The organism is Aquabacterium sp. A3 (genome assembly GCF_038069945.1).
Classification (GTDB): Bacteria; Pseudomonadota; Gammaproteobacteria; order Burkholderiales; family Burkholderiaceae_C; genus Aquabacterium.
Genome location: NZ_JBBPEV010000005.1, coordinates 92,953 through 107,803, shown reverse-complemented (window position 1 = coordinate 107,803; position 14,851 = coordinate 92,953). Strand labels below are relative to the sequence as shown.

At 63.4% G+C, this 14,851-nt stretch carries 18 protein-coding genes; 13 read left to right on the top strand and 5 right to left on the bottom strand.

What is annotated here, in order from left to right; translation table 11 throughout:
• The first annotated feature begins 11 nt into the window (after positions 1 to 11).
• The 11 genes from WNB94_RS15030 (at position 12) to WNB94_RS14980 (ending at position 8,881) form a co-directional block, all read left to right on the top strand.
• Entirely contained in the window at positions 12 to 740 is a 729-nt protein-coding gene (locus tag WNB94_RS15030) for a hypothetical protein (protein ID WP_341391194.1), read from the top strand.
• 56 nt (positions 741 to 796) lie between these two features.
• Positions 797 to 1,876 carry an AI-2E family transporter gene (locus WNB94_RS15025; RefSeq protein WP_341391193.1) on the top strand — a complete coding sequence of 360 codons (1,080 nt, stop codon included), beginning with the start codon at positions 797 to 799 and terminating at the stop codon, positions 1,874 to 1,876.
• A gap of 10 nt (positions 1,877 to 1,886) precedes the next feature.
• Positions 1,887 to 2,588, top strand: coding sequence for a DnaA regulatory inactivator Hda (hda, locus tag WNB94_RS15020; protein WP_341391192.1), 702 nt, complete (start codon positions 1,887 to 1,889; stop codon positions 2,586 to 2,588).
• On the top strand, positions 2,585 to 3,253 hold the full coding sequence (locus tag WNB94_RS15015; RefSeq protein ID WP_341391191.1) for a histidinol-phosphatase: 669 nt from the start codon (positions 2,585 to 2,587) through the stop codon (positions 3,251 to 3,253). The genes hda and WNB94_RS15015 overlap by 4 nt, the downstream gene beginning before the upstream one ends.
• Positions 3,250 to 4,905, top strand: coding sequence for a polynucleotide adenylyltransferase PcnB (gene pcnB, locus WNB94_RS15010; RefSeq protein WP_341391190.1), 1,656 nt, complete (start codon positions 3,250 to 3,252; stop codon positions 4,903 to 4,905). The genes WNB94_RS15015 and pcnB overlap by 4 nt, the downstream gene beginning before the upstream one ends.
• A 4-nt stretch (positions 4,906 to 4,909) precedes the next feature.
• Entirely contained in the window at positions 4,910 to 5,464 is a 555-nt protein-coding gene (folK, locus tag WNB94_RS15005; protein WP_341391189.1) for a 2-amino-4-hydroxy-6-hydroxymethyldihydropteridine diphosphokinase, read from the top strand.
• 163 nt (positions 5,465 to 5,627) lie between these two features.
• On the top strand, positions 5,628 to 5,840 hold the full coding sequence (gene rpsU, locus WNB94_RS15000; protein WP_009551973.1) for a 30S ribosomal protein S21: 213 nt from the start codon (positions 5,628 to 5,630) through the stop codon (positions 5,838 to 5,840).
• A gap of 114 nt (positions 5,841 to 5,954) precedes the next feature.
• The gene (locus WNB94_RS14995) at positions 5,955 to 6,401 is read left to right on the top strand and encodes a GatB/YqeY domain-containing protein (RefSeq protein WP_341391188.1); all 447 of its coding nucleotides are present in this window, start codon (positions 5,955 to 5,957) and stop codon (positions 6,399 to 6,401) included.
• A 60-nt stretch (positions 6,402 to 6,461) separates the two neighbouring features.
• The gene (locus tag WNB94_RS14990; protein ID WP_341391187.1) at positions 6,462 to 6,815 is read left to right on the top strand and encodes a protein tyrosine phosphatase family protein; all 354 of its coding nucleotides are present in this window, start codon (positions 6,462 to 6,464) and stop codon (positions 6,813 to 6,815) included.
• A 46-nt stretch (positions 6,816 to 6,861) separates the two neighbouring features.
• On the top strand, positions 6,862 to 7,395 hold the full coding sequence (locus WNB94_RS14985) for a TRAP transporter small permease subunit (protein WP_341391186.1): 534 nt from the start codon (positions 6,862 to 6,864) through the stop codon (positions 7,393 to 7,395).
• A 28-nt stretch (positions 7,396 to 7,423) separates the two neighbouring features.
• Positions 7,424 to 8,881 carry a TRAP transporter large permease gene (locus WNB94_RS14980; RefSeq protein WP_341391319.1) on the top strand — a complete coding sequence of 486 codons (1,458 nt, stop codon included), beginning with the start codon at positions 7,424 to 7,426 and terminating at the stop codon, positions 8,879 to 8,881.
• Between the two features lie 24 nt (positions 8,882 to 8,905).
• Here the strand turns inward: WNB94_RS14980 and WNB94_RS14975 are convergent, their stop codons facing one another.
• From WNB94_RS14975 to WNB94_RS14955, 5 genes are all read right to left on the bottom strand, one after another.
• Positions 8,906 to 9,415, bottom strand: coding sequence for a hypothetical protein (locus tag WNB94_RS14975; RefSeq protein WP_341391185.1), 510 nt, complete (start codon positions 9,413 to 9,415; stop codon positions 8,906 to 8,908).
• A 154-nt stretch (positions 9,416 to 9,569) separates the two neighbouring features.
• Positions 9,570 to 10,274 carry a hypothetical protein gene (locus WNB94_RS14970; protein ID WP_341391184.1) on the bottom strand — a complete coding sequence of 235 codons (705 nt, stop codon included), beginning with the start codon at positions 10,272 to 10,274 and terminating at the stop codon, positions 9,570 to 9,572.
• A gap of 96 nt (positions 10,275 to 10,370) precedes the next feature.
• Positions 10,371 to 10,853, bottom strand: coding sequence for a YbaN family protein (locus WNB94_RS14965; protein WP_341391183.1), 483 nt, complete (start codon positions 10,851 to 10,853; stop codon positions 10,371 to 10,373).
• Between the two features lie 111 nt (positions 10,854 to 10,964).
• On the bottom strand, positions 10,965 to 11,462 hold the full coding sequence (locus WNB94_RS14960) for a hypothetical protein (protein WP_341391182.1): 498 nt from the start codon (positions 11,460 to 11,462) through the stop codon (positions 10,965 to 10,967).
• A gap of 28 nt (positions 11,463 to 11,490) precedes the next feature.
• Positions 11,491 to 12,084, bottom strand: coding sequence for a GNAT family N-acetyltransferase (locus tag WNB94_RS14955; protein ID WP_341391181.1), 594 nt, complete (start codon positions 12,082 to 12,084; stop codon positions 11,491 to 11,493).
• A 145-nt stretch (positions 12,085 to 12,229) separates the two neighbouring features.
• Here WNB94_RS14955 and rimO point away from each other — a divergent pair, with 145 nt between their 5' ends.
• Together rimO and WNB94_RS14945 are read left to right on the top strand one after the other, a co-directional pair.
• Entirely contained in the window at positions 12,230 to 13,648 is a 1,419-nt protein-coding gene (gene rimO / locus WNB94_RS14950) for a 30S ribosomal protein S12 methylthiotransferase RimO (RefSeq protein ID WP_341391180.1), read from the top strand.
• An 11-nt stretch (positions 13,649 to 13,659) separates the two neighbouring features.
• The gene (locus WNB94_RS14945; RefSeq protein WP_341391179.1) at positions 13,660 to 14,835 is read left to right on the top strand and encodes a PLP-dependent transferase; all 1,176 of its coding nucleotides are present in this window, start codon (positions 13,660 to 13,662) and stop codon (positions 14,833 to 14,835) included.
• Positions 14,836 to 14,851 lie beyond the last annotated feature (16 nt).

The window sequence follows — 14,851 nt, the reverse complement described above, 5'->3', positions numbered from 1 at the left end:
TCAGCCCTGTCATGATCACTTACCAAAACGCCTCAAGTTCAAAACGTTTCTGGATGCTGGTTCCGGTGGTGGGCGTGTTGCTGGGTGTGGGCGTCTGGTGGTGGCAAGGGCGGCAGGTTGTGCCCCCCGAGGTGGTGGATGCTGCCCCCGAGAAGCCCGGCATCATCAAAGAATTGCCGGTGATGCAGCCACTCGACACCCTGCCGCCAGCGACCCTGTCGGGCGACAGGCCTGCAGATTTCACTGGCGAAGAATGGGCGGCCTTGAAAGAGGCCATGTCCCGAACCGACAACCCCGAGAAAGAGCTGGAACGTGTCGTGACGTACCTGCGCTTTCAGCGTGGTTTTGAGCAATGGCAGAGCCTGCAAGACAGTCCGGACGTCGCGGCTCGCCGCCGCTTGGCAGAGCAGTTGTTTGAGCGTGTGCCCGAACGCCTTCGCCAGGGCGAGTTGAGCATGGGTGAGGCGGTGTTGATCCAGGCCGCGTTGCTCAATGACATCGAATCCAATGAGCAGGTGCGTCAACAGCGCCTCAAAGAGGCCCAAAAAGCCTTGACCGACGCTGCGCCGCGTCCTGATTCTGACGAGCAAGCCCGTGAAGCCGCACTGCTGGCCGAGTACAAGCGTCGCGAGGCCGCCATCCTGGCCGACTACAAAAGCCGGCCAGAGTCTCAGCGAGACTATGCGCGCCTGGAAGAAGCGCTGGAGTCCGCCCGCCGCGCGGTCTACGCCGGCCAGTGACATCGCCACAGCGCAGGGCTCTTGGGTTGCCGTGGCACCGATAGAATCGGTGCCACATGAATCAAATCTCCCTCTCATCGGTAGGCTGGCAGTCGTGGCTGATCGGCGCCCTGGTCTTGGCCCTGTTGTGGTTGCATGCCGCGATCGTGGTGCCTTTTGCACTGGCGGTGGTGTTGGCCTATGTGCTCAGGCCCATGGTGATCAGGCTGCAGGCCTGGCGTCTGCCGCAGGGGCTGGCCATTGGCTTGTGCCTGCTGCTGGTGGCCCTGGTGGCGGCCGTCCTTGTGGTGCTGCTGGTGCCGATCGTGTCAGAACTGGTGCCCATGCTGCGCAGCCAGTTGCCGGATCTCCTGGCCCAGGTCTGGACCGACTTGGCGCCGCGCCTGAAGGCCATGGGCCTTCAGGTGCCAGACAGCGCCGACGAGTGGCGCAGTCAGCTCACGCGGCTCTTGCAAGAGCACGTGCCTCAATGGAGCGGCGCCTTGTGGCACTCGGTGGTGGTGGGCGGAGGCAATGTGCTCACGGTGATGGGCTTGGGGATTCTGGTGCCCATGCTGGCCTTTTACGTGATGGCTGACTGGGCGTCTTTGACCGCGCGCGCCCGGGCCTTGCTGCCCCAGACCTGGCGAACCAGCTCGGACGAGTTGCTGCGCGAGATCGACGACATCATGGGGCAGTACCTGCGAGGGCAACTGCTGGTCATGCTCATTTTGGCGGTGTACTACAGCGTGGGTCTGGCGGTGGCCGGCTTTTCGCTGGCCCTGCCCATCGGTGTGTTCACCGGGCTGGCGGTGTGCATTCCTTACATTGGCTTTGGTCTGGGCCTGGTGCTGGCCTTGCTGGCCGGGGTGTTGCAGTTTGCTGCCACCGACGCCGGCTGGGCCTACCCCTTGATCGCAGTGGGCCTGGTGTATGGCATCGGCCAGTTTGTTGAAAGCTTTCTGCTCACACCACGGCTGGTGGGAGAGCGCATTGGTCTGCACCCCTTGGGCGTCATCCTGGCCTTGATGCTGTTTGGTCAGTGGCTGGGCTTCTGGGGGCTGCTCATCGCCTTGCCCTGCACGGCACTGCTGACCATCATGGGACGGCGAGGGCTTCAGGCATGGCAGGGCAGCCGCCTGTACCTGGGTGACTGAGGGGCCATTCATGGGCATGCGGCAGATGCTGCTGGACCTGGGTCCACAGCGGCAACCAGGGCTGAGTGACTTCCTGCCGGGGCGCAACCAGGAGGTGCTGTCATGGCTGTGCCACTGGCAGGCCCACGAACCTCCCGCCTCGCCCGTCTACCTCTGGGGGCCGGCGGGCTGCGGCAAGACCCACCTGCTGCGCGCCATGCTGGCCCAGGTTCGTGCATGGGGGTGGGGTGCCATCTGGCTGGCGCCCGGAAGCTGCCAGATGTGGGAGGCAGACGCCCCCCAGGCGCCCACCCTGGCCCTGATCGATGACGCCCATGCCTTGCATGTGGACGAGCAGCACCTGGCGTTCAACCTGTTCATCGAGTCGGCTGCCAGCACCACGGGCGGTGCGCTGGTCATCCTGGCCGCGGGGGGCGCACCGCCGGTGGACCTGCCCGTGCGCGATGATTTGCGCACCCGCCTGGGGTGGGGGCTGGTGTTTCAGCTCTCGCCGCTGGATGAAGCCGGTCTGCGCGAAGCGCTGGTGGCAGAGGCCCAGCGCCGCGGCATGCATTTGCCCGACGAAGTGCTGGCCTACCTGATGAATCGTTTCAGCCGCGACCTGGGCTCGCTGATGCGTTTGCTGGATCAACTCGATGCTTATGCCCTGGAGGCGCATCGCCCCATCACCGTGCCGCTGGTGCGCGAGGTGATGACCCTGGAGACCACATGAACCTGTGCCTGTTCGACCTTGATCACACGCTGTTGCCGCTGGATTCCGACCACGAATTCGGAGAGTTCCTTATTCGGCAGGGGCTGGCTGACGGCGAAGACTATCGCCGCCGCAACAACGACTTCTATCAGCAGTATTGCGACGGCACCCTGGTGCTGGGTGACTACATCAACTTCACCACCAGCATCTGGCGTCAAATGGACGACGATGCCCAGCATGCGCTGCAACAGGCCTTCATGGCGCAGGTGATCCTTCCGGCAGTGCAGCCTCAGGCGCGCGAGCTGGTTGAACGCCACCGCGCCCAGGGTGATCTGCTGGCCATCGTGACGGCCACCAACGAATTCGTCACCCAACCCATCGCAGATGCGTTCGACGTGGAGCACCTCCTGGCCGTGCGCCTGGTGCGCGACGCACATGGGCGTGTCACGGGTCAGATTGATGGCGTGCCCTCCTTCCGTGAGGGCAAAATCACACGTGTGGAACAATGGCTGGCCAGTCTGGGTCGGCAGTGGTCCGATTTCGGGCGCATCAGCTTCTACAGCGACTCCCCCAACGACCTGCCTTTGCTGGAGCGTGCCACTCATCCGGTGGCCACCAACCCCAGCCCCTCGCTGGAGGCCGTGGCCCTGGAGCGCGGCTGGCCCATCCTTCGTTTGTTTGCATGATCAAGACCTTCATCAACAAGATTCTGGGCAAAGCGCCGGCCGCGATGCGTCCTGCTGCTGCAGCCAAGCGCGCCGCCAAAGCCCCGCGCATCCCCACCGGCAAGCGCGTGGAGGTGCCCGCCAGCGAGCACGGCATCGACCCCGATTGGGTGGATGACCGCGCACGCAAGGTCGTCGACACCCTGCAGGATGCTGGCTACGAGGCCTACATCGTCGGTGGCGCCGTCCGTGATCTGATCCTGGGTCACCGCCCCAAGGATTTCGACGTGGCCACCAACGCCACGCCCGAACAGGTCAAGGCCTTGTTTCGTCGTGCCTTCATCATCGGTCGGCGATTCCGCATCGTGCACGTGGTGTACGGCCGCGGTCGTGAGCACGAGGTGATCGAGGTGTCGACCTTCCGGGCCTACCTCGATGCCAGCGCCGCCGAGCAAGTGGCCGGCAATGAGAAAACGTCCAAGAAAGAGTTGGCGGACAAGACCCACGTGGTCGACGCCAGCGGTCGCGTGCTGCGCGATAACGTCTGGGGCCCGCAAGATCAGGACGCCGCGCGACGAGATTTCACGGTCAATGCGCTGTATTACGACCCCAACACGGGCATCGTGGTGGACTATCACGGTGGCATCAAGGACGCCAAAAAGCGTGTGCTGCGCATGATCGGGGATCCGGTCACCCGCTACCGTGAAGATCCGGTGCGCATCATTCGGGTGGTGCGTTTTGCCGCCAAGCTGGGCTTTGAGCTTGAGACCCACACCCGTGAGCCTGTGCGTGAGATGGCCGAGTTGCTGGCCAACATTCCCCAGTCGCGCTTGTTTGATGAAATGATCAAACTGCTGCAGACGGGGCATGCACAAGCCTCGCTGACGGAGTTGCGCAAGCAGGGGCTCGACCGGGGGGTGTTCCCCATCCTGGACGCTGTGTTTGACGAAGCACGCCGGCATCCGGGCCGCGAGCAGTTTGTCCAGCTGGCCCTGGCCGACACCGACCGTCGTGTCGGCGAAGGCAAGCCCGTGGCGCCCAGCTTTTTGCTGGCCTGTTTGCTGTGGCACGACGTGCAGGCGCACTGGCAGCGCCTCCAGCAACGCGGTGAGCCTGCCTTCCCGGCGCTGCAGCAGGCCATCGACGAGGTCTTCAATGCCCGTGTCGGCGACATTTCGGGGCGCGGCAAGCTCGGTGCTGACATGCGCGAGATCTGGTCCATGCAGCCGCGATTTGACCGTCGGGTGGGCAATGGCCCCTTCACGCTGGTGCAACAGCCTCGATTCCGGGCAGGGTTTGACTTTTTGCGCCTGCGTGCCCAGGTGGGCGAGGCCGACATGGCGCTGGCCACCTGGTGGGAAGACTTCTCCTTGGCGGATCCATCCGAGCAGCGCCAATTGATGGAGCGCGCCCGTGAGGAAGAGGCTGCGCGGCGACAGGCCGGCGCGCCAGCACGCAAGACTGGCGGTCGTTCGCGTCGATCTGCCGGGCAGGCTGAGTCGGGGCAGGCCGATCGCGAGCACCACGACATGAACGAGGTCGACGACGACGAAGCCGAGGCCATCGAGGCCATCGATGTCACTCACACCGTGGGCGAGGGCGCTGCACCGGCCCGCAAACGTCGTCGACGCCGTCGCAAACCGGCCGGCGGTGCACCCGCTGGCGAGGCCTGATCCCATGTCGGCACCGCAGGCTGCTGCCCTGGCGTGGTGTGGGCTTCCCGAAGGCATGCCGCGCTGGACGGCCTACATCGGCATGGGCGGCAACCTGGGGAACGTGCGCCAGGCGCTCGAGCACGCCTTGCATGGGCTGAGTGCTCAGCCTGGCATCGAGGTGCTGGCCATGTCGCCGCTGTATGGCAGTCGCCCGGTGGACGCCGATGGCCCCGATTACGTCAACGCCGTGGCGGCTGTGCACAGCGTGTTGGGGCCGCATGAACTGCTGGCTTGCCTGATGCGGCTGGAGCGCGAGGGCGAGCGCCAGCGGCCGTATCGGCACGCGCCGCGCACCCTGGATCTGGACCTCCTGTGGTACGGTGGGCACACGTGTGAAACTCCCGCGCTGAGCCTGCCTCACCCGCGCATGATGGGCCGTGCGTTCGTGCTGGCGCCCTGGCTGGCCCTGCTGGGGCAGCAGGGATTGAATCCCGCGGAGGCCTGTCCTGATGTGGCCTGGCCCAGTGCGGCCGATCTGGCCCACATGACCGCCCAACAGGGATTGTGGCCAATTTGAGAATATCAGGGTATAATCTTTGGCTTTGTTGGTTGGGCTTGGGCATGATCGCATGCACCGCCTTGATCAAAATGCCTTGAGCGCCATGTTTGGTGGTGTTTTGGGTGTTTTGACGGGCCTTGCTCTAGCCTGTTGAATGCATTCAAACTGAAAGCGAATCCGAATGACGACCATCCGTGTCAAGGAAAACGAGCCGTTTGACGTGGCCCTGCGCCGCTTCAAGCGCACCATCGAAAAGCTGGGTCTGCTGACCGAGCTGCGCGCCCGTGAGTTCTACGAGAAGCCCACGTCCGAGCGCAAGCGCAAGAAGGCCGCCGCCGTCAAGCGTCACTACAAGCGCGTGCGCAGCATGCAGCTGCCCAAGAAGCTGTACTGATCAGTTTCTGGCCTTCAGGCTGTTCAGGCCTCAAGGCTTCACAGCACCGAAGCCCGCGCGGGGACGCCCATGCGGGCTTTGCTTTTTTCAGATCCACCTAATTCTGCCGCCATCATGAGCCTCAAACAACGCATCAACGACGACATGAAAGCCGCCATGCGCGCCAAAGAAGCCGAGCGCCTGGGCACCATCCGCATGCTGATGGCGGCCATGAAGCAAAAAGAGGTCGATGAGCGTGTCGAGCTGGACGACACCTTGATCGTGGCCATCGTCGACAAGCTGATCAAACAGCGCAAGGATGCTGCCCAGCAGTACGAGGCCGCCGCTCGCGCAGACCTGGCCGACAAGGAAAAAGCCGAGATCACCGTGCTGGAGGCCTATCTGCCCGCACGGATGGGGGCCGATGAGATTCTGGCTGCCGTGAAGGCCATCGTGGCCGAACTCGGCGCGTCAGGCCCTGGTGACATGGGCAAGGTCATGGGCGTGGCCAAACAGCGCCTCGGGGGCCAGGCTGAAATGGCGCAGGTGTCTGCCGCCGTCAAGACGGCGCTGGCGGGCTGAATCCTGTGACTGAACTGCGTTACGCTTCGGCCCTGTGCCCCCACCTTTGAGGACGACGCCATGAGCAACCAAGTGACCCTGCAGCCCATCGCCGAAGGTGTGTATGCAGCCCCTCAGCTGACACCCGACGCCATGGCTGCCGCGGCCGAGGCCGGCTTCAAGGCCATCATGAACAACCGCCCTGACATGGAAGGTGGCCCTGACCAGCCGACCAGCGCGCAGATCGAGGCGGCCGCCCAGGCCGTGGGCCTGAGTTACGCCTATCTGCCTGTCCAGGGCGGCTACCAGTCGCCTGAGCAGATTGCACAGTGCGCAGCGTTGCTCAAAACACTGCCTCGGCCGCTGCTCATGTTCTGCCGCAGTGGTGCGCGCTCGACCAGCCTGTACATGCAGGCGGCATCCCTGGACGCTTGAGCCTCTTTCCGAGCGCAGCCGGGCAAGGCCAGAACACATGAGGCAGATGGCACACGCTTATGTGAGGCTGATGGACGCGCTGTCGCGCTGGCTGGGCCTGGGTGCTGCCTGGGCGTTGTTCGCCGCATGTCTCATCAGTGCCGGCGCGGCCACTGCGCGCTACGCCTTCAGCATGGGGTCGAATGCCTGGCTGGAGGTGCAGTGGTACCTGTTCGGCATGGCCGTGTTCATGGGGGCGCCGCTCTTGCTGCGGCTCAACGAGCATGTGCGCGTTGACGTTCTTTATGGTGGACGGCAGCCCCGCACCAAGGCGTGGATCGATGCGGTGGGCCTGGCCCTCGTGCTGATCCCCCTGTGCCTGATCATTGCCTGGTTGGCCTGGCCCTACGCCCTCGACGCCTACCAGCAGCACGAGATGTCTCCCAGCGCTGGTGGGCTGGTTCGCTGGCCCATCAAGCTGGCCATTCCTGCAGGCTTTCTGATGCTGGCGCTTCAGGGGCTGGCCGAGCTCATCCGCCGCATCAACTACCTGCGCGGTGAGCTTGATCTCGACCTGCACTACGAAAGACCACAACAGTGAGCGCAGTGAGGATCCGCGCATGAGCGGCATGGAGATGCTCGCCCCCGTGATGTTCGGCAGCCTGGTGCTGGCCATGGTGCTGGGGTTCCCTGTGGCCTTCACCCTGGGTGGGTTGGGCATGGCTTTTGGCTACTATGCCGTCGGCCAGGGCTACTTTCCAGAAGCGTTCATGGCCAACCTGCCGCTGCGCTTGTTTGGCATCGTCTCCAACGAGTTGCTGCTGTCCATCCCCTTCTTCACCTTCATGGGGGCCATCCTGGAGCGCTGCGGTCTGGCAGAAGACCTGCTGGAGGGTACTGCGCAACTGTTCGGGCGCTTTCCCGGCGGCATCGCATTTGCTGTCATCGTGGTGGGCGCCATCCTGGGGGCCATCACCGGCACCGTGGCCGCCAGTGTGATCGCCATGGGCGTCATTGCCTTGCCCATCATGATGCGGGCCGGCTACAACATGCGCTTTTCCACTGGTGTGGTGGCGGCCTCGGGCACCATCACCCAGGTCATTCCGCCGTCGCTGGTGCTGATCATCCTGGCCGATCAGTTGGGCCGCTCGGTGGGCGACATGTACATGGGGGCGATCGGGCCCTCACTGATGCAGATTGGCATCTTTTTGCTGTTCACCCTGGGCGTGGCGCTGCTGCGTCCGCAGTGGGTGCCGCCCTTGCCTGAAGAGGCACGTACCGAGCGCGGCTGGCCGCTGGTGCGCCGGGTGCTGTGGGGCATGGTGCCCTCGATGGCCCTGATCTTTCTCGTCCTGGGCACCTTGTTCATGGGGCTGGCCACACCCACCGAGGCCGGTGCCATGGGCGCCATGGGGGCCATGGCGCTGGCGGCGGTGCACAAGCGGTTGAACACCACGCTCATCTGGCAGGCCATGCAATCCACCATGCGAGTCACGGTGATGGTGATCTTCATCTTGCTGGGCGCCAGTGTGTTTTCGCTGGTGTTTCAGGGGGTGGACGGCCATGTGTGGATCGAAGAGATGCTCAGTGATCTCCCGGGCGGTCCGGTAGGTTTCCTGATCGCCGTGAACCTGTTCGTGTTCTTCCTGGCCTTCTTCCTCGACTTCTTCGAGATCGCCTTCATCGTCGTGCCCTTGCTGGCCCCGGTGGCCCAGGCCCTGGGCATTGACCTGGTCTGGTTTGGCGTGCTGCTGTGCGTCAACATGCAGACCAGCTTCATGCACCCCCCGTTTGGCTTTGCGCTCTTCTACCTGCGGGGAGTGGCTGATCAGGTGCACAACAACGGCGCGCTGGCGCGTCCCATCGCCACCAAAGACATCTACCTTGGAGCCATCCCCTGGCTTGGCCTGCAGTTGTTGCTGGTGGCCATCCTGATCTTCTGGCCCGGCCTGGTCACACACTGGCTTGACAAGGAGCCTCAGGTGAACCTGGATGAAGTCACCATCGACATGCAGATTGAAGACATGGGCGCTGACGCGCCTGTGATGGATTTGAACGACGTGCCGTTGGACGTGCCGGCGGAGTGAGCGTGCGGTTGCACGCTCGCCGCATCAACGAGCAGCGGGTTTCAACCCATCCACTTGAACTTCGATTTCACCGTAGGGTGAACTGCGCGTGGTCGCAACGACATCAGCTCCATCTGCCCAATAGACCACACCAAAGCCTGTATGAATGGCTTGGCTTGTTTGCACAGGGATCTTTTTGCTGTAGCTGCCGCGCAAACCTGATCCGTGGATCAGCATATACCGCTCGCCAGCGTTGGCCGGGTTGATGTAGATGGTGCGTTCGGGGTTTCCCCCGCGGGTGCGGAGGTCCGACTCATGAAATGACCGCGTCACTTCAAAGCGGCTGTTCATCATCTTGACCCTTGGCGCAAACACCATCCGTTCGGTTTGCATGCCTTGCGTGATGCTTGTCAAAGTGACGCTGTAGGTCTTGGCAAACTCTGGCAACTCAAACAGCACGCCATAGGCTTTCTCGCCATCTTGCAAAAACACCTCAGCTGTTTCATTCATCAAGAACTTGGTGGCTTCCGTCGGTAGCGAACGGGTGGGCGCCAAGCTCCATTCAGCACAGCAGGGCGTTCGTGCAGCCAAATCAGCCTCTGCTCGAGATGCTCTTTCCTGGGGGGATAAGTTGCTGCACGCGGCCAGGCTCAACCCTGACGCAAGCAACGTAAGCCGCCAACGCAGCGCCGACATTGACATATGCACCTCAGCGCTTCAAGTCGGTGGCCACTTGGGTTGCCACCAGGTCAATGCCAGCCTGCAGACCCTCACGCGCCAGATCCTTGCGAGACATCAGGTCGTCCAGATCCTTGAATCGATAGCGGGCGTCACTCTCGAGGTGAACGGTTTGCTGGCCCTGGTGGGTGTACCCATAGGTGATCACATCCTGATAGAGGACCTCGCCTGACTTGACGTCCTTGGTGATCACGTCCACACGGATGTAGGGAAGGTAGTCAGAGCCGGGACCAGCAGCTGTGTAGCCACCATAAAAGCCCAAGTCCAGCACGGCGTCGGTTGCCAGGTTGGCACGGAGCGCCTCGTAGGCTTTGCCGCTGTCTGTGCGCGCAGGCACGAACGTGATGCTGGCGTCATACCCCGTGCCGTTGAGCTGTTCTGCCACCTTTGTCGACAGACGTTTTTGCAAAGCTGTCTGGGCAGGATCAAGGGCTTCGGTGAGCTTGTTGGACTTGCTGGTCAAATCTGCGGCTGCGATCAAACCGCCGATCAAACCGAAATTCACGCCCGGATGGGCAATGATGTTGATGTTGTATGACTCTTCATCACTTCGCTCAGCCACCGCAACCGATTTCAGCTGCGTTGCGCCTTCGCGGTTGAATGCTTTGCGGGGTGCATTTGCGCAGCCAGCAAGAACGGAAGCCGCCACGGCGGCAATCATCAAAGACTTCATCATCAATCTGCTCCCTGTGAAAATTGGAGCCGATCGTAACAAAGGCTTGTGACAAGTTGTTGTGGGTGTTTTCCCCGTGAATCTTTCTTGTCAGTTGTTTCAGGCCGCTGCCACTGTTGGCTCGGCCCGCGTGGCCAGATAAGCGCACAGCGCGCCCAGCCCGCCCAGGATGGCCCACATCAGTGGGCGGGGGCCCAAGCCGTATGCGGTGAGGGCTGCGCTGGCGGCGATGCCGGAGATGGCTGCGACCTTGCCTTTGCGAGAGATCTGCTTTTTTTCAACCCACAAGCGCAGGCCTGGCCCAAAACGTGGGTGTGCCAACAGGCGTTCGCGCATGCGTGGGTCGCCCTTGCCATACGCCCACAAGCCGATCAACAAAAACACCGTGGTGGGCAGCACAGGCACAAAGGCATTGACGATGCCAATACCGAAAAAGAGGGCTCCCACGCTGCGCCAGGTGCGCTGCAGGGCACGTTCGCCCCAGTCCTGGCCCCCGCTGTACGCCGTGGGCGCGCTGGCGGGACGGATGCCGTGAGGTCGCCTGTTGCGACCGAGCTGGGGGGGAAGGGATACCGATGCCATGGGCTGCTCCGATCTTGCGCCATGCGGGTGCCAGCCGCTGTAGGAACCTCACTGTATCGGTATCGGCGTTCACCGGCCAATATGGAAAGTCTCTAGGCCAGATTGGCGCATTCAATCTGGCGACAATCCGGCAAACTTCACGAATCGAATGCCGAAACGCCGCTGCTCTTGGGTCAGCAACTCGCGCACCAGGGGGTGCTGTAGCTGGGTTTCCAGGTAGCTGCGCCACACTTTGCGGTCTTCCATGACCACGTGGGACGACTCGGTTGCATAAAACAGCTCTTCGTAAAAGTTCAGGCGAAAGAACACATAAGAACGCAAGCGGGTCGCCATCTGGAGGCCTTGCAGGCCTGTCGCACCGGCGCCTGCCGGCACCCCTGACAACCGCGCAAAGTACGAGCCAGTGAAATTGGCTGGGTTGAGAAACTCGTAAGCCACATCACCGTATTGAACACCCAGTTTGTTGAGCTCATACAGCCTGTCACGGTACTTGGCCGACAGCGTTTTGTAGTTGTTCCAACGGGTGAGGAAATAAGTGCCCGCGGCCACGGCGGCGGTGACCAGGGTGAAGGCCCCTGCAGCCAGAAATTGAGACACAAAATCAGACATGGCGGGGGTCCTTCCAGAGTGATTGGGTTCACGCCGCCCGGGCGCGTACGCGGGCATTCAAGTCCGCTTTCACCTCGGGCCATTCGGTGGCGGTGATGCTGTAGATGACTGAATTGCGCACAAAGCCGTCGCGCATCACCATGTGGTTGCGCAGAATGCCTTCTTGTCGGGCGCCGATGCGCTCGATGGCTTGGCGCGAGCGGTTGTTGCGCTCGTCGGTGAGCAGCTCTACCCGGTTGCACCCCCAGGTCTCGAAGGCGTGTTGCAGCATGAGGAGCTTGGCCTCAGTATTGACGTGCGTGCGCTGACTGGAGGCCGCCACGAACGTGGCGCCAATCTCTACCCGGCGGTGTTGAGCCTCGATGTTGCGAAAGCGCGTGCTGCCCACCACCTTGCCAGACTGGCTATCGATGGTGGCGAAGGCCAGCTCGCGTCCAGCTTGGAAGGCGGACTCGGCTGCACTCAGGAATTCACCCAGGTGGTCTGGCTGGGGCACGAAGGTGACCGGGATGGTCCATAGCTGGCCGTCTTCGATGGCTGCCTCGAGACCGGCGAGGTGATCCTGCCTCAGCGGCTCTAGCCGCACCCGGTCACCCGCCAGGATGGTTTTGACGATTTTCACGGTGCTCCTTGGGTTGATGGCGTTGCGATGGGTGCGCCACGCTGATGGTGTGGACAGCATAGTGCCATCCCGTTGTGGCCATCCCCCATTTCCGGGCGAACCTCGGTCGCGCGCCGAGCCCCGATTTGCCGGACAATCCACTCCCATGAGTTCCGAACTGTCCCCCACCGCTCCTCCCGCCAGCGCCCCGAAGATCGGCTTTGTCAGCCTGGGCTGCCCCAAGGCCCTGACCGACTCCGAGCTGATCCTCACCCAGTTGCGCGCCGAAGGCTATGAAACCAGCAAGACCTTCGCCGGCGCCGATCTGGTGATCGTCAACACCTGCGGCTTCATCGACGACGCGGTCAAGGAAAGCCTGGACACCATCGGCGAGGCCCTGGCCGAAAACGGCAAGGTGATCGTCACCGGCTGCCTGGGGGCCAAGGCCGGTGCCGATGCGGGCAGCAACCTCGTCAAGGACGTGCACCCCAGCGTGCTGGCCGTGACCGGCCCCCATGCCACCCAAGAGGTGATGGATGCTGTGCACCTGCACGTGCCCAAGCCCCACGACCCGTTCGTGGACCTGGTGCCCGAGGCGCGCGCGGAATTTCGAGGGGTCGCCGGCATCAAGCTCACGCCCAAGCACTATGCCTACCTGAAGATCTCTGAGGGCTGCAACCACCGCTGCAGCTTCTGCATCATCCCCAGCATGCGCGGCGACCTGGTCTCGCGTCCCATCGGCGACGTGCTGAGCGAAGCCAAGGCGCTGTTTGAATCAGGCGTCAAAGAGCTGCTCGTCATCAGCCAGGACACCAGCGCTTATGGCGTGGATGTGAAGTACCGCACCGGCTTCTGGGATGGCAAGCCCGTCAAGACCCGCATGCTGGACCTGGTGGCCAAGATTGGCGAAATGGCGCAGGCCCATGGTGCCTGGGTGCGCTTGCACTATGTGTACCCCTATCCGCATGTGGACGAGGTGATCCCGCTGATGGCCGAAGGCCTGGTGCTGCCTTACCTGGACGTGCCGTTCCAGCACGCCCACCCGGACGTGCTCAAGCGCATGAAACGCCCGGCCAATGGCGAGAAGAACCTGGATCGTCTGCGCCGCTGGCGTGAGCTGTGCCCTGAAATCGTGGTGCGCTCCACCTTCATCGCCGGCTTCCCCGGTGAAACAGAAGACGAATTCCAATACCTGCTGGATTTCATGAAAGAGGCCGAGATCGACCGCGCAGGCTGCTTCGCCTATTCGCCGATCGAGGGCGCGCCGGCCAACGCCCTGGAAGGCGCCTTGCCCGACGAGGTGCGCGAAGAGCGCCGTGCCCGTTTCATGGAAGTGACCGAGGCCGTGTCGATTGCCAAGCTGCAGCGCCGCCTGGGCGCCACCATGCAGGTGCTGGTGGACAGCGCACCGGCCTTGGGTCGCAAGGGCGGGGTGGGGCGCACGTATGCGGACGCGCCCGAGATCGATGGCACCGTGCGCCTGCTGCCGCCCGAGAAGGCCAGCAAGACGCTGAAGGTGGGCGAGTTCACCCGCGCCCGCATCGTGGCCGTGGAAGGCCACGACCTGGTGGGCCTGCCGATCTGATTGCCGATCTGATGTCCGCTGACAAGGCCACCCAGCTCATCCACCATCCGTACCGGGCCCCTGGCGGGTTCGACGCGGTGGTGCCGGGGGTGCACAAGGCCTCGACCGTGATCTTCGAGAACACGGCGGCTTTGGCCACCCGGCAGTGGAAGGACAAGAGCGGCTACACCTACGGCCTGCACGGCACACCCACCACCTTCACGCTGGAAGAACGCCTGGCCACGCTGGAAGGTGGGCTGCAGACGCTGCTGGCGCCGTCGGGCCTGTCGGCGCTGGCACTGGTGAACATGGGCCTGCTGCGCGCGGGCGATGAAGTGCTGCTGCCCGACAACGCTTATGGCCCGGGCAAAGACCTGGCCCGGGGCGAGCTGGCGCATTGGGGCATCACCCACCGCTTTTATGACCCGCTGGATGCCGCGTCGTTGCAGGCGGTGTTGAGCGAACGCTCGCGCCTGCTGTGGCTGGAGGCGGCGGGCTCGGTCACGCTGGAGTTTCCGGACCTCAGCGGCCTGATGCAGGTGGCCCGACAGCAGCCCGGCCTGGTGGTCGCCATGGACAACACCTGGGGCGCCGGCCTGGCCTTCGATGTGTTCAAGCTGGGGGTGGATGTGTCGGTGCATGCCCTGACCAAATACCCATCCGGCGGTGGCGATGTGCTGATGGGCTCGGTGGTGACCCGAGACGACGCCTTGCACCAGCGTTTGAAGCTCACTCACATGCGCCTGGGCCTGGGCGTGGGGGCCAACGATGCCGAGGCTATTTTGCGCGGCCTGCCCAGCATGGCCTTGCGCTACCACGCGCATGACGCGGCCACCCGGCAGGTGGCACAGTGGCTGACGCAGCGCGCCGAACTGGCCCAGGTGCTGCACCCGGCCTTGCCAGGGTCACCAGGGCATGCGCACTGGGCTGAACACTGCACGGCTGCTGGTGGCCTGGTGTCGATGGTGTTCGATGCCAGCCGCTATCCCACCGCCCGCGTCCACGCCATGGTTGATGCGCTCAAGCTGTTCAAGATCGGCTATTCATGGGGTGGCCCCATGAGCCTGGTGATGCCCTACGCGCTCAAGGGCATGCGCCAGTTTGGTGCCCTGGCCGGCCGTGAGGGCACGGTGGTGCGCCTGGCCATCGGGCTGGAATCGCCCGATGACCTGATGAACGACCTGAACCAGGCCTTCAACCACCTTTGACCGGCCGCTGTCGCAG

Coding starts and splice junctions, on each gene's coding strand:
- WNB94_RS15030 (WP_341391194.1), top strand. CDS start 12: ATGATCACTTACCAAAACGCCTCAAGTTCAAAACGTTTCTGGATGCTG.
- WNB94_RS15025 (WP_341391193.1), top strand. CDS start 797: ATGAATCAAATCTCCCTCTCATCGGTAGGCTGGCAGTCGTGGCTGATC.
- hda (WP_341391192.1), top strand. CDS start 1,887: ATGGGCATGCGGCAGATGCTGCTGGACCTGGGTCCACAGCGGCAACCA.
- WNB94_RS15015 (WP_341391191.1), top strand. CDS start 2,585: ATGAACCTGTGCCTGTTCGACCTTGATCACACGCTGTTGCCGCTGGAT.
- pcnB (WP_341391190.1), top strand. CDS start 3,250: ATGATCAAGACCTTCATCAACAAGATTCTGGGCAAAGCGCCGGCCGCG.
- folK (WP_341391189.1), top strand. CDS start 4,910: ATGTCGGCACCGCAGGCTGCTGCCCTGGCGTGGTGTGGGCTTCCCGAA.
- rpsU (WP_009551973.1), top strand. CDS start 5,628: ATGACGACCATCCGTGTCAAGGAAAACGAGCCGTTTGACGTGGCCCTG.
- WNB94_RS14995 (WP_341391188.1), top strand. CDS start 5,955: ATGAGCCTCAAACAACGCATCAACGACGACATGAAAGCCGCCATGCGC.
- WNB94_RS14990 (WP_341391187.1), top strand. CDS start 6,462: ATGAGCAACCAAGTGACCCTGCAGCCCATCGCCGAAGGTGTGTATGCA.
- WNB94_RS14985 (WP_341391186.1), top strand. CDS start 6,862: ATGGCACACGCTTATGTGAGGCTGATGGACGCGCTGTCGCGCTGGCTG.
- WNB94_RS14980 (WP_341391319.1), top strand. CDS start 7,424: ATGGAGATGCTCGCCCCCGTGATGTTCGGCAGCCTGGTGCTGGCCATG.
- WNB94_RS14970 (WP_341391184.1), bottom strand. CDS start 10,274: ATGATGAAGTCTTTGATGATTGCCGCCGTGGCGGCTTCCGTTCTTGCT.
- WNB94_RS14965 (WP_341391183.1), bottom strand. CDS start 10,853: ATGGCATCGGTATCCCTTCCCCCCCAGCTCGGTCGCAACAGGCGACCT.
- WNB94_RS14960 (WP_341391182.1), bottom strand. CDS start 11,462: ATGTCTGATTTTGTGTCTCAATTTCTGGCTGCAGGGGCCTTCACCCTG.
- rimO (WP_341391180.1), top strand. CDS start 12,230: ATGAGTTCCGAACTGTCCCCCACCGCTCCTCCCGCCAGCGCCCCGAAG.
- WNB94_RS14945 (WP_341391179.1), top strand. CDS start 13,660: ATGTCCGCTGACAAGGCCACCCAGCTCATCCACCATCCGTACCGGGCC.